This is a genomic window from Delftia sp. HK171 (assembly GCF_001886655.1).
In the GTDB taxonomy this organism is placed as follows: Bacteria; Pseudomonadota; Gammaproteobacteria; order Burkholderiales; family Burkholderiaceae_C; genus Comamonas; species Comamonas acidovorans.
On sequence record NZ_CP018101.1, the window covers coordinates 810,291 to 831,078 of the forward strand.

Annotated in this window: 17 protein-coding genes; 5 read left to right on the top strand and 12 right to left on the bottom strand. The window is 67.2% G+C overall.

Annotated features, from left to right (window positions below; genetic code table 11):
* Positions 1–362: 362 nt before the first annotated feature.
* Both BO996_RS03715 and BO996_RS03720 read left to right on the top strand, forming a co-directional pair.
* Positions 363–1,796: a hypothetical protein gene (locus BO996_RS03715; RefSeq protein ID WP_232240460.1), complete on the top strand. Its 1,434-nt coding sequence runs from the start codon at positions 363–365 to the stop codon at positions 1,794–1,796.
* A 28-nt stretch (positions 1,797–1,824) separates the two neighbouring features.
* Complete coding sequence (locus BO996_RS03720) at positions 1,825–2,517, top strand: winged helix-turn-helix domain-containing protein (protein ID WP_012202658.1); 693 nt, start codon at positions 1,825–1,827, stop codon at positions 2,515–2,517.
* 57 nt (positions 2,518–2,574) lie between these two features.
* Here the strand turns inward: BO996_RS03720 and BO996_RS03725 are convergent, their stop codons facing one another.
* The 6 genes from BO996_RS03725 to BO996_RS03750 form a co-directional block, all read right to left on the bottom strand.
* Positions 2,575–3,582, bottom strand: coding sequence for a transketolase family protein (locus BO996_RS03725; RefSeq protein WP_071954032.1), 1,008 nt, complete (start codon positions 3,580–3,582; stop codon positions 2,575–2,577).
* The gene (locus BO996_RS03730; protein WP_071954033.1) at positions 3,579–4,439 is read right to left on the bottom strand and encodes a transketolase; all 861 of its coding nucleotides are present in this window, start codon (positions 4,437–4,439) and stop codon (positions 3,579–3,581) included. The genes BO996_RS03725 and BO996_RS03730 overlap by 4 nt, the downstream gene beginning before the upstream one ends.
* A gap of 33 nt (positions 4,440–4,472) precedes the next feature.
* Positions 4,473–5,732, bottom strand: a complete 1,260-nt coding sequence (locus BO996_RS03735) for a TRAP transporter large permease (RefSeq protein WP_017406354.1) — start codon at positions 5,730–5,732, stop codon at positions 4,473–4,475.
* Positions 5,733–5,745: 13 nt separating this feature from the next.
* Positions 5,746–6,300 (bottom strand): TRAP transporter small permease, encoded by a 555-nt coding sequence (locus tag BO996_RS03740; protein WP_071954034.1) that lies wholly within the window; start codon positions 6,298–6,300, stop codon positions 5,746–5,748.
* Between the two features lie 17 nt (positions 6,301–6,317).
* Entirely contained in the window at positions 6,318–7,319 is a 1,002-nt protein-coding gene (locus BO996_RS03745; RefSeq protein WP_034389596.1) for a TRAP transporter substrate-binding protein, read from the bottom strand.
* A 75-nt stretch (positions 7,320–7,394) separates the two neighbouring features.
* Complete coding sequence (locus BO996_RS03750; protein WP_013804706.1) at positions 7,395–8,144, bottom strand: SDR family NAD(P)-dependent oxidoreductase; 750 nt, start codon at positions 8,142–8,144, stop codon at positions 7,395–7,397.
* A 183-nt stretch (positions 8,145–8,327) separates the two neighbouring features.
* Between BO996_RS03750 and BO996_RS03755 the strand changes: the two genes are divergently transcribed.
* On the top strand, positions 8,328–9,242 hold the full coding sequence (locus tag BO996_RS03755; protein WP_071954035.1) for a LysR substrate-binding domain-containing protein: 915 nt from the start codon (positions 8,328–8,330) through the stop codon (positions 9,240–9,242).
* A gap of 243 nt (positions 9,243–9,485) precedes the next feature.
* Positions 9,486–12,089 (top strand): putative bifunctional diguanylate cyclase/phosphodiesterase, encoded by a 2,604-nt coding sequence (locus BO996_RS03760; protein ID WP_065347172.1) that lies wholly within the window; start codon positions 9,486–9,488, stop codon positions 12,087–12,089.
* A gap of 44 nt (positions 12,090–12,133) precedes the next feature.
* Here the strand turns inward: BO996_RS03760 and BO996_RS03765 are convergent, their stop codons facing one another.
* The 6 genes from BO996_RS03765 to BO996_RS03790 all read right to left on the bottom strand — a co-directional run bounded on the left by BO996_RS03765 (position 12,134) and on the right by BO996_RS03790 (position 19,951).
* Positions 12,134–14,665 (bottom strand): sensor histidine kinase, encoded by a 2,532-nt coding sequence (locus BO996_RS03765; protein WP_071954036.1) that lies wholly within the window; start codon positions 14,663–14,665, stop codon positions 12,134–12,136.
* 25 nt (positions 14,666–14,690) lie between these two features.
* Positions 14,691–15,530 carry a substrate-binding periplasmic protein gene (locus BO996_RS03770; protein ID WP_071954037.1) on the bottom strand — a complete coding sequence of 280 codons (840 nt, stop codon included), beginning with the start codon at positions 15,528–15,530 and terminating at the stop codon, positions 14,691–14,693.
* Positions 15,531–15,539: 9 nt separating this feature from the next.
* On the bottom strand, positions 15,540–16,304 hold the full coding sequence (locus tag BO996_RS03775) for an HD-GYP domain-containing protein (RefSeq protein ID WP_071954038.1): 765 nt from the start codon (positions 16,302–16,304) through the stop codon (positions 15,540–15,542).
* Positions 16,304–16,675 carry a response regulator transcription factor gene (locus BO996_RS03780; protein WP_071954039.1) on the bottom strand — a complete coding sequence of 124 codons (372 nt, stop codon included), beginning with the start codon at positions 16,673–16,675 and terminating at the stop codon, positions 16,304–16,306. The genes BO996_RS03775 and BO996_RS03780 overlap by 1 nt, the downstream gene beginning before the upstream one ends.
* A gap of 268 nt (positions 16,676–16,943) precedes the next feature.
* Positions 16,944–18,179 carry an HD-GYP domain-containing protein gene (locus BO996_RS03785; RefSeq protein ID WP_071954040.1) on the bottom strand — a complete coding sequence of 412 codons (1,236 nt, stop codon included), beginning with the start codon at positions 18,177–18,179 and terminating at the stop codon, positions 16,944–16,946.
* A 74-nt stretch (positions 18,180–18,253) separates the two neighbouring features.
* A complete protein-coding gene (locus tag BO996_RS03790) occupies positions 18,254–19,951 on the bottom strand; it encodes a methyl-accepting chemotaxis protein (protein ID WP_071954041.1) in 1,698 nt (565 codons plus the stop codon).
* A 332-nt stretch (positions 19,952–20,283) separates the two neighbouring features.
* Between BO996_RS03790 and BO996_RS03795 the strand changes: the two genes are divergently transcribed.
* Complete coding sequence (locus BO996_RS03795) at positions 20,284–20,760, top strand: chemotaxis protein CheW (RefSeq protein ID WP_071954042.1); 477 nt, start codon at positions 20,284–20,286, stop codon at positions 20,758–20,760.
* Positions 20,761–20,788 lie beyond the last annotated feature (28 nt).

Genomic DNA, 20,788 nt, shown 5'->3' on the forward strand with positions numbered 1-20,788 from the left:
AAGAAATGGGCAGGGCATGGCAAGCCATTCACAGGCTTTTCGTGCAAAACCTGTTCCACCCCGCCAACACCAGACGGGAGGGGCTGCCATTCATGGCAGTTACCTTTCTTCAAAATGTCTTGAATGTCACTTTGCTGTCGGGTGTATGGATGTTGGGCATTGATAGCATTCAGGGGATTGACTCCGGTGAAATAAAAATAATCCGTGTCGTATCTCTGATGCGGCTGTGGGTGGGTATTGAAAGATAGGCGGGGGGACAGAAAATGCGTCGCGAGGATGTCAAGCTGAGGATGCTGGCAAGAAGAGGGGACACGGGGGCCAGGCTTCAGCTCGGGGAGGCCTATCTGGCAGGGGGTCCGGGCGTGCCCAGAAGCATTTCCGTGGGGCTCGGCTACCTGCAGGCCGCACTGCCCCAGGCCAGGCGCCAGGCCTCGGTCTGCATGGCCCTGCATCTGCCGCTGAGGCAGTTGCTGGAGCACGGGCTGCTGGAGCCTTTGAGGATCGCTGCGCAGTACGAGGATGTCGGGCGCCAGAAGCTCGCCGCATGGCATCTCATCCGGGGGGAACTCGATCTGGCGCTGGAATGCCTGGGCCGGTGCAGCGCTTCCCTTCCGTGCCACGGGGCAGGCGGCGCATCCGCGCTCACCTGCGGCGAGTTGCTGCAGGTCCTGCAGATCCTGCGCGCCGTCCAGCCGCAGGACATTGCCGAGGTCATGGCCAGCGAAGCCCGCCAGGCCATGGCCATGGGCCAGTCGCCACGCGCAGTGCAGATGCTGGAGCTCCTGGGCGATCTGCCCCATGCCGCTGCCTGTCCCGCCATACAGCAGCTGATCGCCGACCTGGTTCACCAGGCGGAGGTGGCAGGCCATGGCCTGGGGCGGCTGGCGGTGGGCTGGATAGAAAGCAGCCTGGAGCGCTGCGCCGCCGATGGCGACCTGCGCGCCTGCCATGCGCTGGGGCGGGCGCTTTCCGGCCAGTCCTGCGCGCACCTTGCGCCAGACAACCTCGTGCACGCGCAGAACCTGCGCAAGGCGGCCGCCCTGCTGCTGCGCGCCGCCGATGGCGGCATCGCCATCGCCTGGCTGCACCTGTTTCGCCTGTGTTCCGACTACCGCAGTTCGGTGGCCAATCCCACGCTGGCGCGCTTTTGCCTGGAGAAGGCGGCGCGGCACGGGCTGGCGGAGGCCCAGCGCCGCCTGGGTGCGCTGGTGCTGCGTGACGCCACACGCATCGAATCCATGGAGCAGGGCGTGGCCCTGCTCCATGCCGCGGCTGCCAAGGACGACGAGCAGGCCAGGCTGCTGCTGCGCTCATTGCTGCTGCCCGTGGACGGGGGCGACGAGGAGGCGCTCACGGCCATCGAGGCGGTGCGGCCCGATGCACCGCGGCTGGCCATGCGACTGCGCCTGGCGCGGGCGTTCGGGCTCACCAAGCAGGAGGCGCTGTCGGTCGATCCCTTGACCGCCATGCGGCCCTGGGGCCTGGTGGTGGGCCACAACCCCTTTGTGGCAAAGGCTCGGCTGTGCGAGCCCCGAGCCGTGCCCGCGACCACGCCCGAGGCCCGCTGCTGCCTGGAGCAGGCCGCTTTCCTGTTCTCGGCGCAGCGCCAGGAATCCCTGGTGCCGGAAGGATCGCTGCGGGCACGTTCGCTGCAGTTGCGGCGCTTGTTCCACCGGCTGCAGATCAGCGAAACGGTCTTTTTCGCCTCCGCCTCCTCCCGGCAGCGCGAGGCCATCCGCGTCGGCACGAAATGGGCCCGACGGCAGCAGCAGATGCTCAGGCAGGTGCTGGCCTGAGCCTTGCCGTGCGGTCAAAGGAGCGAGCATGAAGATCCTGATCGTGGATGCCCACCCGCCGTCGGCGCAGTACCTGTGCCAGGGCCTGTGCCAGGACGGATTCAACGTCGATGTCGTGCATGACGGTCTGCAGGGCCGCAACCTGGCACTGAGCCGCGCCTACAGCCTGCTCGTGCTGGATCTGGACCTGCCTGGCCAGAGCGGGCGTGCGGTCCTGCAGACCCTGCTCCAGGCGGGCGACACGCCCACCATCGTGGTCACCGCAAACGACAGTCTGGAGGACCAGGTGTTCTGCCTGCAGAACGGCGCCGATGACTACCTGGTCAAACCCGTCAGGTTGCCGGTGTTCCTGGCCCGTGCACGGCTGCGGATGCGAGGCTCTGCCGGCCAGGAGGGCCTGCGCCTGACATTGGCGGATCTGGTGCTGGACCTGTCGAAAAAGCGGGTCGAGCGTGCCGGCCGGCGACTGGACCTGACTCGCCAGGAATTCGCCGTGCTGTGGCTGCTGCTGCAGCGCCAGGGCGATGTGGTCACGCGCGCCGAACTGGTGCAGCAGGTCTGGAGCCTGCCCGTCGATGCGCTGAACAACGTGGTGGATGTGGCGGTGTGCAGGCTGCGCAGCAAGCTCGATGATCCCTATGCGGTCAAGCTGCTGCACACGGTGCGCGGCATGGGCTACTTGCTGGCGTTGCGCGACGGGGATCCGGCCAAGCAGCCCTGATCTGCCCTGCTCTGCTCTGGTACGCCCTGGTGCGCCCGCCGCCACAACGCCGGGCGTTCAGCCCAGCCACCGACGGATGCGCCCCGCCAGCGCCTGGGCGCTGATGCCGTAGCGCTCATGCAGCGTGGGCAGGGCGCCCGCATCGAGGAAGGCGTCCGGCAGGCCCGCCAGCCGAAAGCGCGCGGGCCGCACATCGCGCTCCAGCAGGGCGCCGGCCACGGCCTCGCCCAGGCCGCCCACCACCGAATGGTTCTCCGCCACCACCACCAGGCGCGGCCCGCTGGCCACGGCCTGCACGATGGCCTGCACATCCAGCGGCTTGATGGTGGCGCAGTGCAGCACGGCGGCGCCCACGTTGTCGGCGGCCAGCAGCTGGGCGGCCTCCAGCGCGCGCATGGTCATGAAGCCGCTGGAGATGATGAGCACCTCGCGGCCCTCGCGCAGCATCTTCGCTTTGCCCAGCTCGAAACGGTAGTCGTACTCGTCCAGCACCAGCGGCACGTTGCCGCGCAGCAGCCGCATGTAGACGGGGCCGCGGTGCGCCGCGATCTGGGGCACGGCCTGGGTGATGTCCAGCGCATCGCAGGGGTCGACGATGGTCAGCCCCGGCACGGCCCGCATCATGGCCAGATCGTCCGTGGCCTGGTGGCTGGGGCCGTAGCCCGTGGTCAGGCCGGGCAGGGCGCAGCAGATCTTGACGTCCAGGTTCTCCTCGGCAATCACCTGGTGGATGAAGTCATAGGCCCGCCGTGTGCCGAAGACGGCATAGGTGGTGGCAAAGGGCGTCAGCCCCTCCTTGGCCATGCCGCCGGCGGCGGCCATGAGCAACTGCTCGGCCATGCCCATCTGGAAGAAGCGCTCGGGGTGGGCCTGGGCGAACAGGTGCAGGTCGGTGTACTTGGCCAGGTCGGCCGTCATGCCCACCACATCGGGCCGGCTGGCGGCCAGCTCCACCAGGGCCTTGCCGAAGGGCGCGGCCTGCACGCGCTGGCCCTCGGCGGCGATGGAGGCGATCATGGCCGAGGTGGTCGGCCGGGGCTTGGGGGTGGCAAGAGGCATGTTCATGGCAGGGCGGGCTCCAGGGGTTGCGATGCGTCCAGGATGGCGATGGCCTGCTGCCACTCGGGCGGATCGACGCGGATGAAATGGTTCTTCTCGCGCTGCTCCAGGAAGGGCACGCCCTTGCCCATCAGCGTGTCGCAGAGGATGACGCGGGGCCGGTCCTCGGCCAGCGCCCGCGCCGCGTCGAAGGCCTGCACCACCTGGGCCAGGTCGTTGCCGTCCACGCGCTGCACATGCCAGCCGAAGGCGGCCCATTTGTCGGCCAGCGGCTCGAAGCCCAGCATGCGCGTGGACGGGCCGTCGGCCTGCTGGTTGTTCACGTCCACCAGGCAGATCAGCCGGCCCAGCCCGTGGTGGGCGGCGGACAGCGCGGCCTCCCAGGTCGAGCCCTCGTCCAGCTCGCCGTCGGACATGGAGTTGTAGACAAAGGCATCGCTGCGCTTGTGGCGCAGCGCCAGCGCCATGCCCACGGCGATCGGCAGGCCATGGCCCAGCGAGCCGCCAGAAATCTCCATGCCCGGCGTATAGCTGGCCATGCCCGACATGGGCAGGCGGCTGTCATCGCTGCCATAGGTCTGGAGTTCCTCGTCGGACAGGATGCCCGCCTCGGCCAGGGCCGCGTAGAAGGCGATGGCGTAGTGGCCGTGCGAGAGCAGGAAGCGGTCGCGGCCCTCCCACCCGGGCTCGTCGGGCCGCAGCCGCAGCGCGTCGCCATAGGCCACGGCCAGCACATCGGCCCAGCCCAGGGCCTGGCCTATGTAGCCCTGGCCCTGCACCTCGCCCATTTGCAGGGCGCGGCGGCGTATGCGCCAGGCACAGGCCGCGAGCCGGTCCAGGCGCTGTTGCAGTTCTTGGTTCATGCATCGTCTCCTAGGGATGGAAAGGCACGCGGCTCAGCGCAGGATGCTGGCCGGCACATAGGACACCAGCGCCAGCACCGCCAGCGCCACCAGGTAGAAGGGAATCAGCTCGCGCACGGTCTGGCCCACCTTGACCCGGGCCAGCGAGCTCGTGATGAACAGCGTCGTGCCCACGGGCGGCGTGTACAGCCCCAGGGCCAGGTTCACGACCATCATGATTCCCAGCTGGGTCATGTCCATGCCGATGCTCTGGGCCAGCGGCACGAACACCGGCGTGAGCAGCAGCACGGCGGCCGGCAGGTCGATGAACATGCCGATGAAGAGCATCAGCAGGTTCATCAGCACGATCACCAGCCAGGCCGAATGCACATGCGACTGCACCCACTGCACGATGCCGTCGGGCATGCGGTCGAAGGTCAGCAGCCAGCCGATGGCCGACGAGGCCATGATCACCAGCAGCACCACGCCCGTGGCCAGGCCCGCATGCACCACCGCATCGTTGAGCCGGCGCCAGCCCAGGTCTCGGTAGATGGCGGCCGACACCAGGCCCGCATACAGCGTGGACAGCACGGCCACCTCGGTGGGCGTGGCAATGCCGAAGCGCAGGAACACGATGATCAGCACCGGCAGCAGCAGGGCCGGGCTGGCGTACAGCAGGTGGCGCCGGAAGGCGGGCCAGGCAAAGGGCGTGGTGTCGCGCGGAAAGCCGCGCCTGCGCCCCACCCACCAGCACACGCCCATGAAGCCCGCGCACATCAGCAGCCCCGGCACGATCCCCGCCACGAACAGCGCCGCAATCGAGGCATTGGCGCTGAGCGCGAACAGGATCATGGGGATCGACGGCGGGATCAGGATGTCGATGGTGGCCGCCGCCGCCAGCGTGGCCGCCGAGAACGCGGGCGGATAGCCCAGCCGCCTGTGCCACGGGATCATCAGCGAGCCGATGGCCGAGGCATCGGCCACGGCCGAGCCCGACACCCCGCCGAACAGCGTGGACGACATCACCCCCACCTGGGCCGGCCCGCCGTGAAAGCGCCCTATCAGCGCCGACAGCACGCCCACCAGGGCCTCGCCCAGGCGCCCGCCCATCATCAGCGAGCCGGTGAGCATGAAGAACGGGATGGCGATCAGCGGAAAGCTCTGCACCTGGGCCACCATCTGCTGCACCAGCAGGTCCAGCGGCACGCGGTCCGAGGTGGCCGCCGCCGCCATGGCGCCCATGAGCAGCGCGTGGGCAATGGGCATGGCGATCACGGCGCCCGCCATGAAGACGAAAAGCATGATGAAGGACATGGACCAGCCCCCTTCACCAGTGCGCGGCGGCCACGGGCCGCGTGGGTTCGGCATCGGCACTTGGGGCATCGGCCGCATCTGCAGCCCTTGCGGATGCCCGGCCCCCACCCGCCACGCAGGCGCGCCAGGCCGACTGCAGGGCCAGCAAGGCCAGCAGCACCATGCCCACCATCACGCAGCCATAGGTCAGCGAGCCGGGAATGCCCAGGATCTGGCTGCGCTCGTCATGCACGATCTCCAGCATGTTCAGCGTGGACCAGGCCAGCGTGGCGTACAGGGCGGCCACGGCCAGCCAGCCCAGCACGGCCGTGGCGCGCTGCACGCGGGCCGGCAGGGCCTCGACCAGAAAGCTCGTGGTGATGTGGGCACCATGGGCGGCGGCCAGCACCACGCCCGACATCACCAGCCAGGGAAACAGCAGCTCGGGCACTTCGTTGGCCCATTGCAGGCTGGCGCCGCTGGCATAGCGCAGCGCGGTGTTGCACACCAGGATCACGAAGATCACCAGGGTGCTGGTCCACAGCAAGGCGCGGCACAGGCCCGTGACCAGGCGTTCGATGAAGTTCATAGATGGCTCCCTGCACTTCACTGCGCGCCTGCGGCCTTGACGACCTTGGCGATATAGGGGCCCGCCGGGCTGGCCAGCCACTTGTCCTGCACCTTGGCCGTGGCCTGGGCGAAGGCCCGCGCGTCGATGGTGCTCACCTCCACGCCCTTGGCGCGGATGTCGTCCAGCAGCTTGTCGTCGGCCTCGCGCGCCAGCTGGCGCTGGTAGGCCGTGGCCTCCTGCGCAGCCTCGGTCAGCAGCGTGCGGTCGGCGGCCGGCAGCCGGTCCCAGCTGCGCTTGCCCATGATCAGCGGCGTCATCTGGAACATGTGGCCCGTCAGCGTCAGGTGCTTTTGCACCTCGTACAGCTTGCTGGCGTGGAAGTTGGCCAGCGGGTTCTCCTGGCCATCGACCACGCCCTGCTGCAGGGCCACGTACAGCTCGGCGAACTTGATCTGCTGGGCCTCGGCGCCCAGGGCCTGGATGATGTCCACCAGCACCGCGTCGGGCGGCGTGCGCATCTTCAGGCCCTTGAGATCGTCCACGCTGCGCAGGGGCCGCTTGCTGTTGGTCATGTGGCGTATGCCGTTGTCCCAGTAGCCCAGCACCACCATGCCCTTGGCGGCCGATTTGTCGGCCAGCTCCCGGCCCAGCGGCCCGTCCAGCACCTGGAAGGCACGGGCCGGCGTGGCGAAGAGAAACGGCATGCCATAGGCCGCGTACTCGGGCACGGCCGCTGCCACCGCGCCCTGGGAATTGGCCGACAGGTCCAGCGCGCCCGTGCGCAGGGCCGTGACCATGGCCGCGTCGTCGCCCAGCTGGGCCGAGGGGGCGACCTGCACCTCGATGCGGCCCGCGCTGCGCGCCTTCACCAGCTCGGCGAACTTCAGCGAGGCCAGGTGGCGCGGATTGTCGGGCGCCGCGCCGTGGCCCAGCGTGAGCTTCACGGCCTGGGCGCCGGCCAGTGCCGGCAGCAGCAGGGCACAGGCTGCCAAGGCCCTTGCGGCCAGGGCGGCGCGTTGGAAATGCTTGTTCTGCATGGTCTTGTCTCCTTTGCTTTTTGGGGGGGCCATGCGCGCCATGGCCAGGCCGGTGGGATGCGGGTGAGGATGCAGTCAGTGGATGAGCATCCCGCCGTTCACATCGAGCGTGATGCCCGTGCAATAGCCAGCCAGGTCGCTGGCCAGGAACACGCAGGCGCCGGCCACATCGTCGGCGCGGCCCAGGCGTGCCAGCGGAATCGTGGCGGAGATCTCGCGCTTGCGTTCGGGGCCGAGCTTGCCCTGGGTGATGTCCGTCTCGATCAGGCCCGGCGTGACGCAGTTGATGCGTATGCCATCGCCGCCGAACTCGCGCGCCATGGCGCGTGCCAGGCCCAGCACGCCGGCCTTGGCGGCCGAATAGTGCGGCCCGCCGAAGATGCCGCCGCCGCGCTGGGCCGAGACGGAGGAGATGCAGACGATGGCGCCCGCTTGCTGCCTGCGCATGGCCGGCAGCACGGCCTGGGACATGTACAGCGTGCCGCGCAGGCTGACGTCGAGCACGCGGTCGTAGTCGGCCCCGCCGATCTCCAGCGTGCCCACGGCCTGCGTGATGCCCGCGTTGTTGACCAGCGCGTCGATGCGCCCGAAGGCGCGCAGCACGGCGGCGGCCGCCGCCTCGCACGAGGGCTTGTCCGTCACGTCGGCCACCAGCCCCAGGTGCCCGTCGCCCAGCCGCGCGGCCGCGCCGGCCGGATCGGCCCGCTCCAGGTCGAGGATGGCCACGCGGGCCCCCTGGGCGGCCATCTGGCGCGCCGTGGCAAAACCGAGTCCGTTGATCCCTGCGCCGCCGGTGATGATGGCGACCCTGTCCTTGAGCAGCATGTGCCTGTCTCCGCTGTAGTGGTGGTGGATGCAGCCATCTTGGGCTGTCACGAGCATGAAGACAAACGATGTTTCATCAGCCTAAGATGACGGTTCTTCAGCTCACGTACGGGGTCTCCCGGGGTCTTCCGGGTGTCCCCCGGTGTCCGCCCGTGAGCTGCCCGCGTCCTCGAGGAACTTGCCATGGCATCCATTCCCAGCAGTGCCCAACTGCAGGCCTTCGAGGCCGTGGCGCGCCGGCGCAGCTTCGCGCTGGCGGCCTCCGAGCTGCACCTGACGGCCTCGGCCGTCAGCCACCAGGTGGCCAAGCTGGAGGCGCAGCTGGGCGTGCGCCTGTTCGAGCGCAGCGCGCATGGCGTGCGCCTGAGCCGCCCGGGGCAGGCCTACCTGGAACGCGTGGGCGGCGCGCTGGCGGCCATCGTCTCGGCCACCGAGGACCTGCGCCACAGCATGAGCAACAGCCTCTACGTGCACTGCGCGCCCAGCATCGCCAGCCTCTGGCTCATGCCCCGGCTGCGGGACTTTGCGCGGGCCTGCCCGCACATTGCGCTGAACCTGTCGGCTGCGCATTCGCACAGCGACTTTGCGCTGGGCCAGGCCGATATCGACATCCGCTACGGCATTGCGCAGTGGCCGGAGCTGGAGGTGGAGCCCCTGTTCGAGGAGCACATCCTGCCGCTGGCCAGCCCCGCCTTCGTGGCCGAGCATGGGCTGCAGCGCGTGCAGCAGTTGCTGCATGTGCCGCTGATCCAGAGCAACGTCAGCATCGTCCAGTGGTCGGACTGGTTCCAATCGTTCTCGCAGCTGCGCGCGCCAGAGCGCTTTGCCGTGCGTTTCGACCGCGCCCAGATGTCGCTGGACGCGGCCACGCAGGGCCTGGGCGTGGCGCTGGAAAGCGCCATGAATGCGGGCGGCCACATTGCCGACGGCCGGCTGGTGGCCCCCTTCGGCGTGGACCGGGCCCTGCGCGTCAAGGCCCACTTTGCCGTCTACCCCGCGCGCAACGCCCGGCGGCCCGCCGTGGCGGCCTTCCTGGCCTGGCTGCATGCCGAGGCTGCCCGCACCGAGCAGCAGCCCTGCCGCCAGAGCCCGGACTGAGTTGGCCGCCAGCCCCGAAAAATGGCAGAACGGATATTCCTGCATCCATTGCGAAAAACCTGCGATGCAATTTCTCTATGAATGAGCCAGTGTGCGGCAAATGGTTTTATTGCCCCTGTTTTCGGTGAATGACGACGTGATTGCCAGCAGGGATTGGCAATAATTCGGGACAGCCATACACACAGGGAGTGCCACGCTGAAATGGCCAAATCAGCAAGACGCCGATTTATCGGACTGATCACGGTGAGCTACGGATTGTTCGCATTCGGCTGGATCCTTCTGTCCGACAAGCTGTTGTTCGCATTGGCAGGGAGTGCGGATATCGGCTGGCTTTCCGTCGTCAAAGGGCTGTTCTTTGTGCTGGCCACGGACTTCCTGCTGTTCTTCGCGCTGTGCTCGGTGCCGGCCGCGCACAGCGGCGGCGCCTCCGCCATCACCCAGGAAATGGGGCCGCGCCGTTTTCCGGTCTGGGCCTCCTATCTGTTTGCCCTGGCCATGAGCCTGGCCGTGCTGGCCGCCAGCAGCACGCTGGCCAGCCATTTCGGTGAACGCTCGCTGCTGCTGCTGTTCATGCTGCCCGTGCTGGTCAGTGCGCTGATCGGCGGCCTGGGGCCGGGCCTGCTGGCCACGGCCTTTGCCGCCTACAGCCTGGACCAGACGGACGGCGTCGCCGTGCGCGACTGGGCGCAGTGGGGCGTGGTGGCCGTCAACGGCCTGGCCGTGAGCGTGCTGGCCGAGACGCTGCAGCGCTCGCTGCGCAAGGCCAACATGCAGCGGCAATTGCTGGACTCGGTGATCTCGGGCACCTCGGACGCCGTCTTCGTGAAGGACCTGCGCGGGCGCTACCTGCTGGTCAACCGGGCTGCCGCCAGCCTGGTGGGCCGGCAGGCCGAGGACATCGTGGGCAAGGACGACTTCGCGCTCTTTCCCTTCGGCATCGCCAGCGCCATCCGCAGGAAGGACCAGGCTGTGCTGCGCCAGGAGGTGGCCACGCATGAGGAGCAGCTGACGGTGGAGCCGGGCAGGACGCTGGACCTCCTGGTCACCAAGGGCCCGGTGCGCAACACCGCAGGCCACATCGCGGGCCTGTTCGGCATCTCGCGGGACATTACCGAGCGCAAGCGCTTCGAGCGCGAGCTGGCCCAGGCCGCCGTGGTGTTCGACAGCAGCCACCAGGGCATCATGGTGGTCGATCCGGGGCGGCGCATCACGCGCGTCAACCCGGCCTTCACCCGCATCACCGGTTATGCGCCCGAGGACGTGATCGGCAAGACACCGCGCGTGCTGTCCTCGGGCCTGCACGGCCCGGAGTTCTACCGGCAGATCTGGGCCTGCATCGAGCGCGACGGCTTCTGGCACGGCGAGATCTGGAACCGCCGCAAGACGGGCGAGATCTTCGCCGAGATGCTGTCCATCTCCGCCGCGCAGGGCGCCGGTGGCGAGATCGAGCACTACATCGGCGTCTTCACCGACATCAGCCACATCAAGGCGCACGAGGCCGAGCTCGAGCGCGTCACCCACTACGACCTGCTCACCGGCCTGCCCAACCGCCGCCTGCTGATCGACCGGCTCAACCAGGCCATGCTGCGCACCGCGCGCGAGGGCCGCTCCCTGGCCGTGTGCTTCCTGGACCTGGACGGCTTCAAGGAAATCAACGACCTGCACGGCGCGGCCGCAGGCGATGCGCTGCTGGTGGGCGTGGCCGCCCACCTCAAGAGCGTACTGCGCTCCGAGGACACGCTGGCCCGGCTCGGCGGCGACGAGTTCGTGCTGCTGCTGTCGCACATCGGCTCGGCCGAGCACTGCTCCACCATCCTCGACCGGGTGCTGGAGGCGGCCAGCCGTCCCGTGCCCGTGCAGGACCGGGTGCTGTCCGTGACCGCCAGCGTGGGCGTCAGCCTCTACCCCGACGACCAGGCCGACCCCGACCTGCTGCTGCGCCATGCCGACCAGGCCATGTGCGTGGCCAAGCAGGCCGGGCGCAACCGCTACCAGCTGTTCGATCCGGAAAACGACCGCAAGGCCCATGCGCGCCGCCTGCAGCTGGGCTGGCTGCGCCAGGCGCTGGAGAAGGGTGAATTCCTGCTGCACTACCAGCCCAAGGTGGAGCTGGGCGGCGGCAAGCTGGTGGGTGCCGAGGCCCTGCTGCGCTGGCACGACCCGCGCCAGGGCCTGCGCGCGCCGGGCGAGTTCCTGCCCTTCATCGCGGGCAGCGACCTGGAGCGGCCGCTGGGCGACTGGGTCATCGGCGAGGCCGTGGCCCAGGCGGCGCGCTGGTTCGGCCAGGGACTGGACCTGTGCGTGAGCATCAACGTCAGCGCCAACCAGCTGCTGGACGGCGGTTTCCACGCCAAGATGGCCCAGGTGCTGGCCCGCCACCCGGACCTGCCGCCGCACCTGATCGAGCTGGAAATCCTGGAAAGCGCCGCCATTGCCGACATGGAGCAGGCCATCCAGGTGATGGGCCAGTGCCGGCAGCTGGGCATACGCTTTGCGCTGGACGACTTCGGCACCGGCTACTCCTCGCTCACCTACCTGCGCAAGCTGCCCGTGCAGTCGCTCAAGATCGACCAGAGCTTCGTGCGCGACATGCTGGCCGACCCGGACGACCTGGGCATCGTCGAAGGCGTCATCCAGCTGGCCAGCACCTTCCAGCTCGAATCGGTGGCCGAAGGCGTGGAAACGCCCAAGCATGCGCGCCGCCTGCGCGACATGGGCTGCCACGTGGCCCAGGGCTACGGCATCGCCCGGCCCATGCCCGCCGACCAGCTGCCCGCCTGGGCCGCGCGCTGGCAGGCCGGGGACAACTGGCTGGCGCATGGGCGGCATATGCCGTCCGAGGCCTGAGCTTCGCGTCCCGGCGCCAGTGCCGGTGCCGGTGCTGGTGCCGGCTATGTCAACTCGGCTGGACGGGTTTCCATGGCATTGCGGGTGGGCAAGGTGATGCAGAACATGGCGCCTCCCGCGGGGCCGTTGCTGGCGACGACGGTGCCATCCATGGTGTCGATGATCTTGCGGCAGATGGCCAGGCCCAGGCCCAGGCCCGTGCCGCCCGAGCCGTCCTTGGTCTTGCTGGACTGCACGAAGGGCTGGAAGATCTTGTCCAGTTCCTGCGGCGGAATGCCCGGTCCCTGGTCGGAGACGGCAATGCAGATATCGCCCTGTCCGTCGATGCGGCCCTGCACATCGATGCGCCCGCCAATGGGCGAGAACTTGATGGCATTGGCCAGCACATTGCGCACCACCTGCTGAAAGCGCACGGGGTCGGCCTTGGCGATCAGCGGCGTGTCGTCGAGCTCCAGCCGCAGGTCGATGAGCTTGTGCTGCTGCTGCGGCTCCAGCTCGCGCACCACGGGCCGTATCAGGCTCCTGAGGTCGGTGCGTTCCAGGTGGATGGTTCCCACGGCGCTTTCCAGCTTGGCGACATCCAGCAGGTCGTTGACCAGGGCCAGCATGCGCTGGCCGGCTGCATGGATGTCGTTGAACATGTCTGCCATCGCGGCATTGCCGTGAGAGCGCAGGCCGCCCAGCTCGGCAAAGCCCATGATGGACTGCAGCGGGGTGCGCAGCTCGTGGCTCATGTTGGCCACGAATTCCGATTTCACGCGGAAGGCCTCTTCGGCCGCGTCGCGGGCTTCGTGGATGGCATGCTCGGCCTCGCGGAATTCGCTCACGTCCACAAAAATGCTGAGCACGCCGGTGATCCGGCCCTGGGCATCCTTGACTGCCGCCTTGGAGATCTGCACGTCGCGGTAGCTGCCGTCCACATGGGGCAGCCGGGCCTCCAGCACCATGGGCTGGCCTGAACGCATCACATCCTCATTGCCGTGCATCTGCAGCAGGTCATGGTCGCCAGAGTGCAGGCCCTCGACCTCATGGCCAAGCACGGCGTAGCGGCACCTGCCAAAGAAGTCTTCCCAGGCCTTGTTCACCAGGGCCACGCGCTGGCCCGCGTTCGTGACCAGCATGGGCAGGGGCGTGGTCTCGAACAGCAGGTGCTGGAAGGCCAGCTGGGTCTGCAGCTCCTGCTGGGCCTTCCAGCGGGCGGTCACGTCCACGGCGCTGCCGGCAAAGCCCACCAGCCGGCCCTCGCGCAGCAGGGGCACTACAGCGATGTCGCAGAGTATTTCCCTTTCGTCGGGAAGTCGAAAGCGCGCCTGGCAGTTGCGCAGGGCCAGCTTGGCCTGGGGGTCGAGCAGTGCCTGGATCTGGGACCTGCAGGCTTCATGCACGATGCCCTCCAGCGGCTGCCCTACCGCCTCGGCGCTGGGCTGCCCGGTCCACTGCTCCCAGCGGGCGTTCACGAAGGTCAGCCGGCCGTGGCTGTCGGTGCGGAAGATCAGCTCCTGCACGCTGCGCATGAGCACGGCCATCTCATGCTCGCTGCGGGCTATGCGCGCCTGGGCCTTTTCCATGGCCTGCTGTGCCGACTTCTGCACCCTGCGGGTCTTGAGCACCGACGCGCTCAGGCCGAGCACCAGGGCAAGAAGCGCAAGTCCGGCAACGAAGAAGGCGAAGGCATCGTCACGCCAGCGCGCGATCACCGCCGCGTAGGGCTCCTCCACCACCAGCAGCAGGGGCCAGTTGCGGACCGTGCGAAAGGACACGATCTCATGGGGGCCTAGCAGGCCGGCGCCAATGTAGGAGCCGAATTCGCTGCCTGGCAGCCATTTCTGGAAGATGGGGGTCTTGCGCGCAGAGGCCGTTTGTACGCCCCCGCCTGCGTTCGTGCTGGCCAGCGGTTGGCCGTCGTAGCTCAGCAGTACCGCCTCGTAGCTGAGGGTTTCCAGCGTGGCCTGGTAGAAGTTGGCCACGGCATCGGGATTGATCAGGCCGACCAGCACGGCGGGTGCGCCGCTGTCGTTTTCGAAGGCCAGGATCTGGGGCAGGTAGTGGACGCCCCGCGGTATTGCATGTGGGGCCAATGTCAGGGAAGAGAGGCTGCGGCCGCTGACAAGGCGTCCCAGTTGCACCTTGCCCAGGACCGGAGCCGATGCATTGGCCGGCAGCAACTGCTGCACCTCGATCTGCAGGCCGGCTTCGCCCGCCTGCGTGCTCGCCAGGATGTGGCCCTGGCCATCGAGCAGCGCCATGCTGCGCAGAACCGGCAGTTGGGCGACCACTTGCGCCATGGCCGCCTCGCGCGCGGCGCGCGGGCTGTCGGCGGACAGGATGACCGGATTGTGGGCCAGGCTCGCCAGGGCGACATCGCCGGTCTCGAAGGTCTTGCCGGTCTGATCTTCAAGCACCCGAGCCAGCAACGCTGCCTGGGCCTTGCTCTTGTCGGCCGCGGCGTGCAGCTGACTCCAGACAAAGAGCACCAAACCTGACAGCACGCACAGAGCAAATGTCAGAATCAATACCTTGAGGTGGGCGCTACGCCTGGCCTCCAGAAAATGATGTGCGGCCGTTTGTTTGGACATGATGAAAATGCTCCATCGGTCGTATTCAAGGCGCGACGATTGCGCTCAACCCATTGTTGCGCGCGGCACGGGTCAGGCGCCCGTCGCGCTTGATGTCGGAGACGAACTGGTCCAGGCGAGCGAGCCACTGGGTGTCGGCCGGACTGGTCGCGTAGCCGTAGGGAATTACATGAAACGGCTTGGGCGGGGCGATCAGCCGGGCCCAGTCGGAGCTGTCGAGCAGCCTGCGGCTATAGGGGTAGTCGGTCATGAACACGTCCACGCGCCCCGCCATGAGTTCTTTTTCCCGGCTCTGGGGTGGCTCGGTGGGCACGAGGCGCGCGTGCCTGAGCGTCTCGCGCATCACGGGCTCCATGAAGGTGCCGCGCTGCACGGCGACCTGCACGCCAGGCTGGTCGATGTCCGCCCAGGATTGCACGGTCTGATTGCTCTTGGTGGTCACACCGTAGATGTCGCTGCTCAGATACGGCTGCGTGAAGCGCAGCTGCTTTTGCCGCTGGGCAAGAATGCCCACGGCGAACATGGCGACATCGCAGCGCGACTCCAGCAGGTCAGGTATCAGCCTGGGAAAGGAGGAGTCCACATACTGCACCCGCACGCCCAGGTCCTTGGCCAGCTCCACCGAGAGCTCCGCATCGATGCCCGTCAGCCTGCCTGTGCGCGCGTCACGGAACGTGATGCCGTAGTAGTCTGGCCATATGCACACGCGCAGGGCACCCGTGGCGGCAATCCGGTCCAGCACCTCGCCTGCCCCGGCGCAACCGGACCATTGCACAAGACACAGTAGCAATCCGGCAGCGGCTGCCAGACGGGCCAGCACGCGCCGCTGAGGCGGTGCGCCGAAACAGGTCGATGATGGGCGCATGGCGGGCTTTCAGGGTGTGTCGATCAGTTCGGTGAAGGACGGAGCCTGCCGGGTCAGCGCCAGGCGCAGCGCATCGAGCTCTTCGATGTTGTCCATGAAAGCGTCGACGATTCCGGGATCCAGGGCCTTGCCCCGTTCCGCCGCGATCATCTCCAGGGCCTGCTCCCGCCCGAACGCCGGCCGGTACACCCGGTCCATGGTGAGCGCGTCGAAGATATCGACGATGGACGTGATACGAGCCGACAGCGGGATCTCTTCGCCTGCCAATCCCTGCGGATAGCCCTTGCCGTCGAAGCGTTCATGGTGGCTTGCGGCGATCTCGGCGGCCATCTGGAACACGGGGATGCGTGACTGGCCCAGCAGGCGTGCGCCGATCTCGGCATGCCGGTTCATGACGAGGCGCTCCTCGGGACCCAGCGGGCCGTCCTTCTTGAGGATGGTGTCCGGGATGCCGACCTTGCCTATGTCATGCATCGGGGCCGCCTTGCGCAGCAGGCTGGCGAATTCGATGCGGCAGCCCAGGCGCAGGGCCAGGGCCTCCGACAGGTAGCCGATGCGGACGATGTGCGAGCCGGTATCGTCATCCTTGAGCTCTGCGGCCATGGCCAGGCGCAGCAGGGTCTCGTGGTGGGCACGTGTCACTTCCTTGAGAAGATCGTTGCGCTCGCGGTACATGCGGCCGAAGTCCTGGATGAGCAGCTCCATCTGCTCCACGGCCGCAGGATCGAAACGTCGCGATGGCTCCCTCGGGGTGCCGGTCTGGTACTGGGCCATCAGGCGATCCTCTGCAGGCTTTCGATCGTCTCCAGCAGCTTCAATGTGCTGAAGGGCTTGACCAGGTATTCGTCGGCTCCGGCGAGGATGCCCGCCTTGCGGTCGTCGGCGCTGCCCCGGGCCGTCAGCAGGATGACCAGCGTATGCAGCAGCTCGTAGGAGCTCTTGATGCGGCTGCAAACCTCCAGGCCATTGATGGTGCCCGGCATCATGATGTCGAGCAGGACGATGTCGGGCCTGAGCCTCTGGGCCATCGTCCAGGCTTCATCGCCGTCACAAGCCTCTACGACTTCGAAGTCACGGAATTCCAGCGTCATGCGCAGCAGCTTGCGGATGTCTGCATGGTCTTCGACGATGAGTATTTTTTGCATGGGGAGATCTTTCATGCCGAAACGGAAATTTGATCCGACATGTGAATCATAAATATCAATTTCATCAAATTTTATTGAATTTTTCTATCAGATCCGTGCCGGGCAAGGTGCTCCGGTGGGCGCGACCCATGCACGATCGCGACAAGTCGCAGGCAGGCAAAACGCTTGGGGCGGCAGAAGGCGCAACTGAGCCGCCAGCCGGGCAGGTGGCAGCCCTGAGGCAGGTTCGTCGCAGACCTGCCGCTGCGCCTGTGCGCAGGGCCCGTTCCTAGGCCTCGTCCTTCCACAGTGCATCGAGATCGGTGAAGCCCCATTTCGCAGGGTCTTCCCGGCTGACGATCTTCTCCGTGCACCCAGGCCGGGCCAGGTCAACGGTCTCCGGTGCCATCCGCATGCCGCTGGCCGTGGAATAGAACACCTTGACCTGCGGACAGGTCAGGGACTGGCGGCCAGGGTCGATGACCACCCCCAGCCTGCCCGTGGTCAGCCGCACCAGGGAGCCCACCGGATAGATGCCTATGCTTTTGACGAAGGCCTGGAAAACGGTCTTGTCGAAGTGGCCGGCACTCCATTCGGCCATCTTGTGCACCGCCTCCGCAGGATCCCAGCCGCGCTTGTAGGGGCGGTCCGAGGTGATGGCGTCGTAGACATCGCAGACCGCGCCCATCTTCGCGAACAGGCTGATGTCCTCGCCGCGCAGCCTGTGGGGGTAGCCCGTGCCATCCACCTTCTCGTGGTGGTGAAGGCAGACGTCCAGCACGACCGGGTCATCGACGCCACCGGCCTTGAGCAACTCCAGGCCTCGCGCCGGATGCTCACGGACCTCGGCAAACTCCCTGTCGGTCAGGCGCCCCGGCTTGTTCAGGATGGGGGCGGGGATCGCCATCTTTCCGATATCGTGCAGCAGGCCCGCATAGCCCGCCTCGCGCACCTGCTGCGGTGGCAGGTCGAGTTGGCGTGCCAGCACGATCATCAGGGCGCAGACCGCCACCGAGTGCATGTAGGTGTAGTCGTCGCTGGTCTTGAGCCTGACGATGCTGACCATGGCGCTGGGATTGCGGATGATCGAATCGGACACCTCGGCGACCACGTAGCGGGCCTCGTCCTGGTTGATCTCCCTGCCCATGCGCACCTCGCGGAACATGGCGGTGATCGCCTGCCTGGACTGGTGGCAGATGCGGGCGGCCCGCTTCACCTCCTCCTCGAAGGCAACGGGCCGCAGCTCGCACTCCAGCTCGGCCAGTTGAGAGATCTCGGACAGTTGGGCGTCGATCACGGTGTCCACCTGCTCGCGGGTGAAAGACGGCCCGCCTTGCGCAACATCCAGGCCCTTGGCGGTATCGATCCACACTTCCTGAATGGGGGACTGCAGGATCCTCGCCAGGTCGGCAGGGTCTTCCAGCTTGAAGCGGCTGCGCCAGAACGGGTGTTCCATCCAGCTGCCGCAGAGGCTTTCCAGAAACATGCCCAGCCGCAACTGGCGCACGCTGATGCGCTTGATCATGAACTCGGACCCCGCAACGGTTCACATGGATGCACTATCTTGCCGCCTTTTGCCTGCTTCTGTACGAATCCAGGTCAGAAGGCCGCCCATTCCTCATCCTTGACCTGCGGCTGCGCACGGGCGGGCGACAGGCGTGGCGGCCTGGAGGGCTGCGCTTGCCTGGGGGCCATGGCCTGGGCGGTCGCGGCGCGCAGCCCGTCAGGCTGGCTTGCTCCATGCTCGGGATGCATCTTGAAGGTGGAGACGATCTGCGCCAGGGCGGCGGCCTGCTGCTCCAGGCTGCCTGCAGCGGCCGAGCTTTGCTCGACCAGCGCCGCGTTTTGCTGCGTCATCTGGTCGAGCTGGCTCACCGCCTCGCCGACCTGACGGATGCCCACCGCCTGCTCGGCCGATGCGCTGGAGATCTCGCTGATCATGGTGTCCACGCTGCGCACCTGCTCTACGATGCGGCCCATCTGCTCGCCGGCCCGGGTCGCCACCTCGGTGCCCTGCTCGACCTTTTGCAGGTTGGCGCCGATCAGCTCCTTGATCTCCTTGGCCGCCGTGCCCGAACGCTGGGCCAGCGCGCGCACCTCGCTGGCGACCACCGCGAAGCCCCGGCCCTGCTCGCCGGCCCGCGCGGCCTCCACGGCTGCGTTGAGCGCCAGGATATTGGTCTGGAAGGCAATGGCGTCGATGACGTTCGTGATCTCGGCAATCTTGCGCGAGGCCTCCGAGATGTCCTGCATGGTATGCACCACCAGGGCCACGGACTTGCCCCCCTCGACAGCGGAGGCCGAGGCGGCCGAGGCCACCTTGTTGGCCTGCTGTGCCGTGTCTGCATTCGTGCGCACCGTGGCCGTGAGTTCCTCCATCGAGGCAGCCGTTTCCTCAAGGTTGCTGGCCTGCTGCTCGGTGCGCTGGCTCAGGTCCAGGCTGCCAGAGGCGATCTCGCTCGATCCCGTGGCAATGGAGTCGCTGCTCTGGCGTACACGGCCCATGATTTCGCGCAGCTTGTCGTTCATGCTGCTCATGGCGGAGAGCAACTGGGCTGGCTCGTCCCTGCCCTGCACCACGATGTTGGCCGTGAGGTCGCCGTGCGCCACGGTGTCCACCACCGAGACCGCCATGCGCAGGGGCTCGGTGATCGAACGCGTGATCGCCCAGGCCAGCACGGCGCCCAAGACCACCGCCAGGGCGGCAAGGCCGCCGAGCAGGTACAGCGCCAGGTGGTAGTCCTTCTCTGCCTGCTCGGTGGCCTTGCGCCCGCCTTCCTGGTTCAGCGCGATGTCCTGGCCGACGACGTCCATGAGTTGGGCGAATGCCTGAGCGGCCGCGCCCGTGGCCATTGCGCGCGCCTGGGCTGCCTGCTCGGGCCCCCCACTGGACAGCTCCACCATCTTGCGGTCAGCGGCGCGGGCCGCCTCCCACAGCACCACCATCCTGTCATACAGCTGCCGCTCCTCTGATGAGGACACCAGCTTTTCATAGACGGCCAGCTCCGACTCCAGGGTTTTTTGGGCCTGCAGCAGCAGGTCCTCCTGGGCGCGCTTCCTTTGCGCGTCCTCCTCGATCACGTGGCGCAGCCCCGCGCGGCGTGCCGCGTTGGCCGTGGCCCGGATCGAGGCCAGCACATTGGTGGAAGGCAGCCAGTTGGTGCCCAGGTCGTTGGCATTGAACTGGACCCGGGCGATCTGCAGGGAGCCGATGGCCGCCACCGTGCTGAGCAGCAGCAGGAGCAGGGTGAAGGCAACGATGAGCCGTGTGCGGATGGACAGAAGGCGGAGGAACATGGTGGGGGCTCCCGGGATGCGGTTTGTAATTTTGATCAATATGATTTATTTGATAATTTACCAAGCTTGCACCCATGTTGAGTGATTGAATTTATCAATTCAGTTTCACTGGGCCATTGCTCCGGGATGCGCTGCGCCCGAGCCATCACGCAGTCCTCTACCTCTCTGGATGAGCCGTCGCCACAGTGCAGCAGCGCTTGGTGACGCGTTCCGGCTGGCCCGCGCGGCGAGGCATCAGCCCCACCAAAAATGTAACAACCAGTTGTGCTGCTCTTTGCTCTCTGTTAAATTTTTATCAAATTCATCAAATAAATTTGATTGGAGTGATAAAGATGCCGCATGCACTGAAGACCGACACCACCAAGCAATGGCTCTCCTTCCGCGTGGACGATGAGGAGTTCGGCATCGACCTGCTGCAAGTGCAGGAGATCCGGTCCTACGAGTCGCCCATGCGCATTGCCAACGGCCCCGCCTACTTCAACGGCGTGCTGGAACTGCGCGGAGACGTCATTCCCGTCATCGATCTGCGGCTCAGGCTGGGCCTTGCGCCCAAGCCGTACGACGCCTGCACCGTGACCATCATGCTGCGCCTGCCCGGCGGAGTGACGGGCATGGTGGTGGAGGGGGTCACCGACGTGGTGACGCTCATGCCGCAGGACCTGCGCGCCGTGCCCGCCATGGGCGGGGGCCTCGTCAATGACTGCCTTCTCGCCCTGGGCGTGCTCAATGAGCGCTCGCTGCTGCTGATCGATGCCGACAAGCTCCTGGCGACGGCCACGGCAGCCCTGCCGGACTGCGCTGCGAGCTGAGCCATGTGCTCCGGCACGCCCCTTTTCC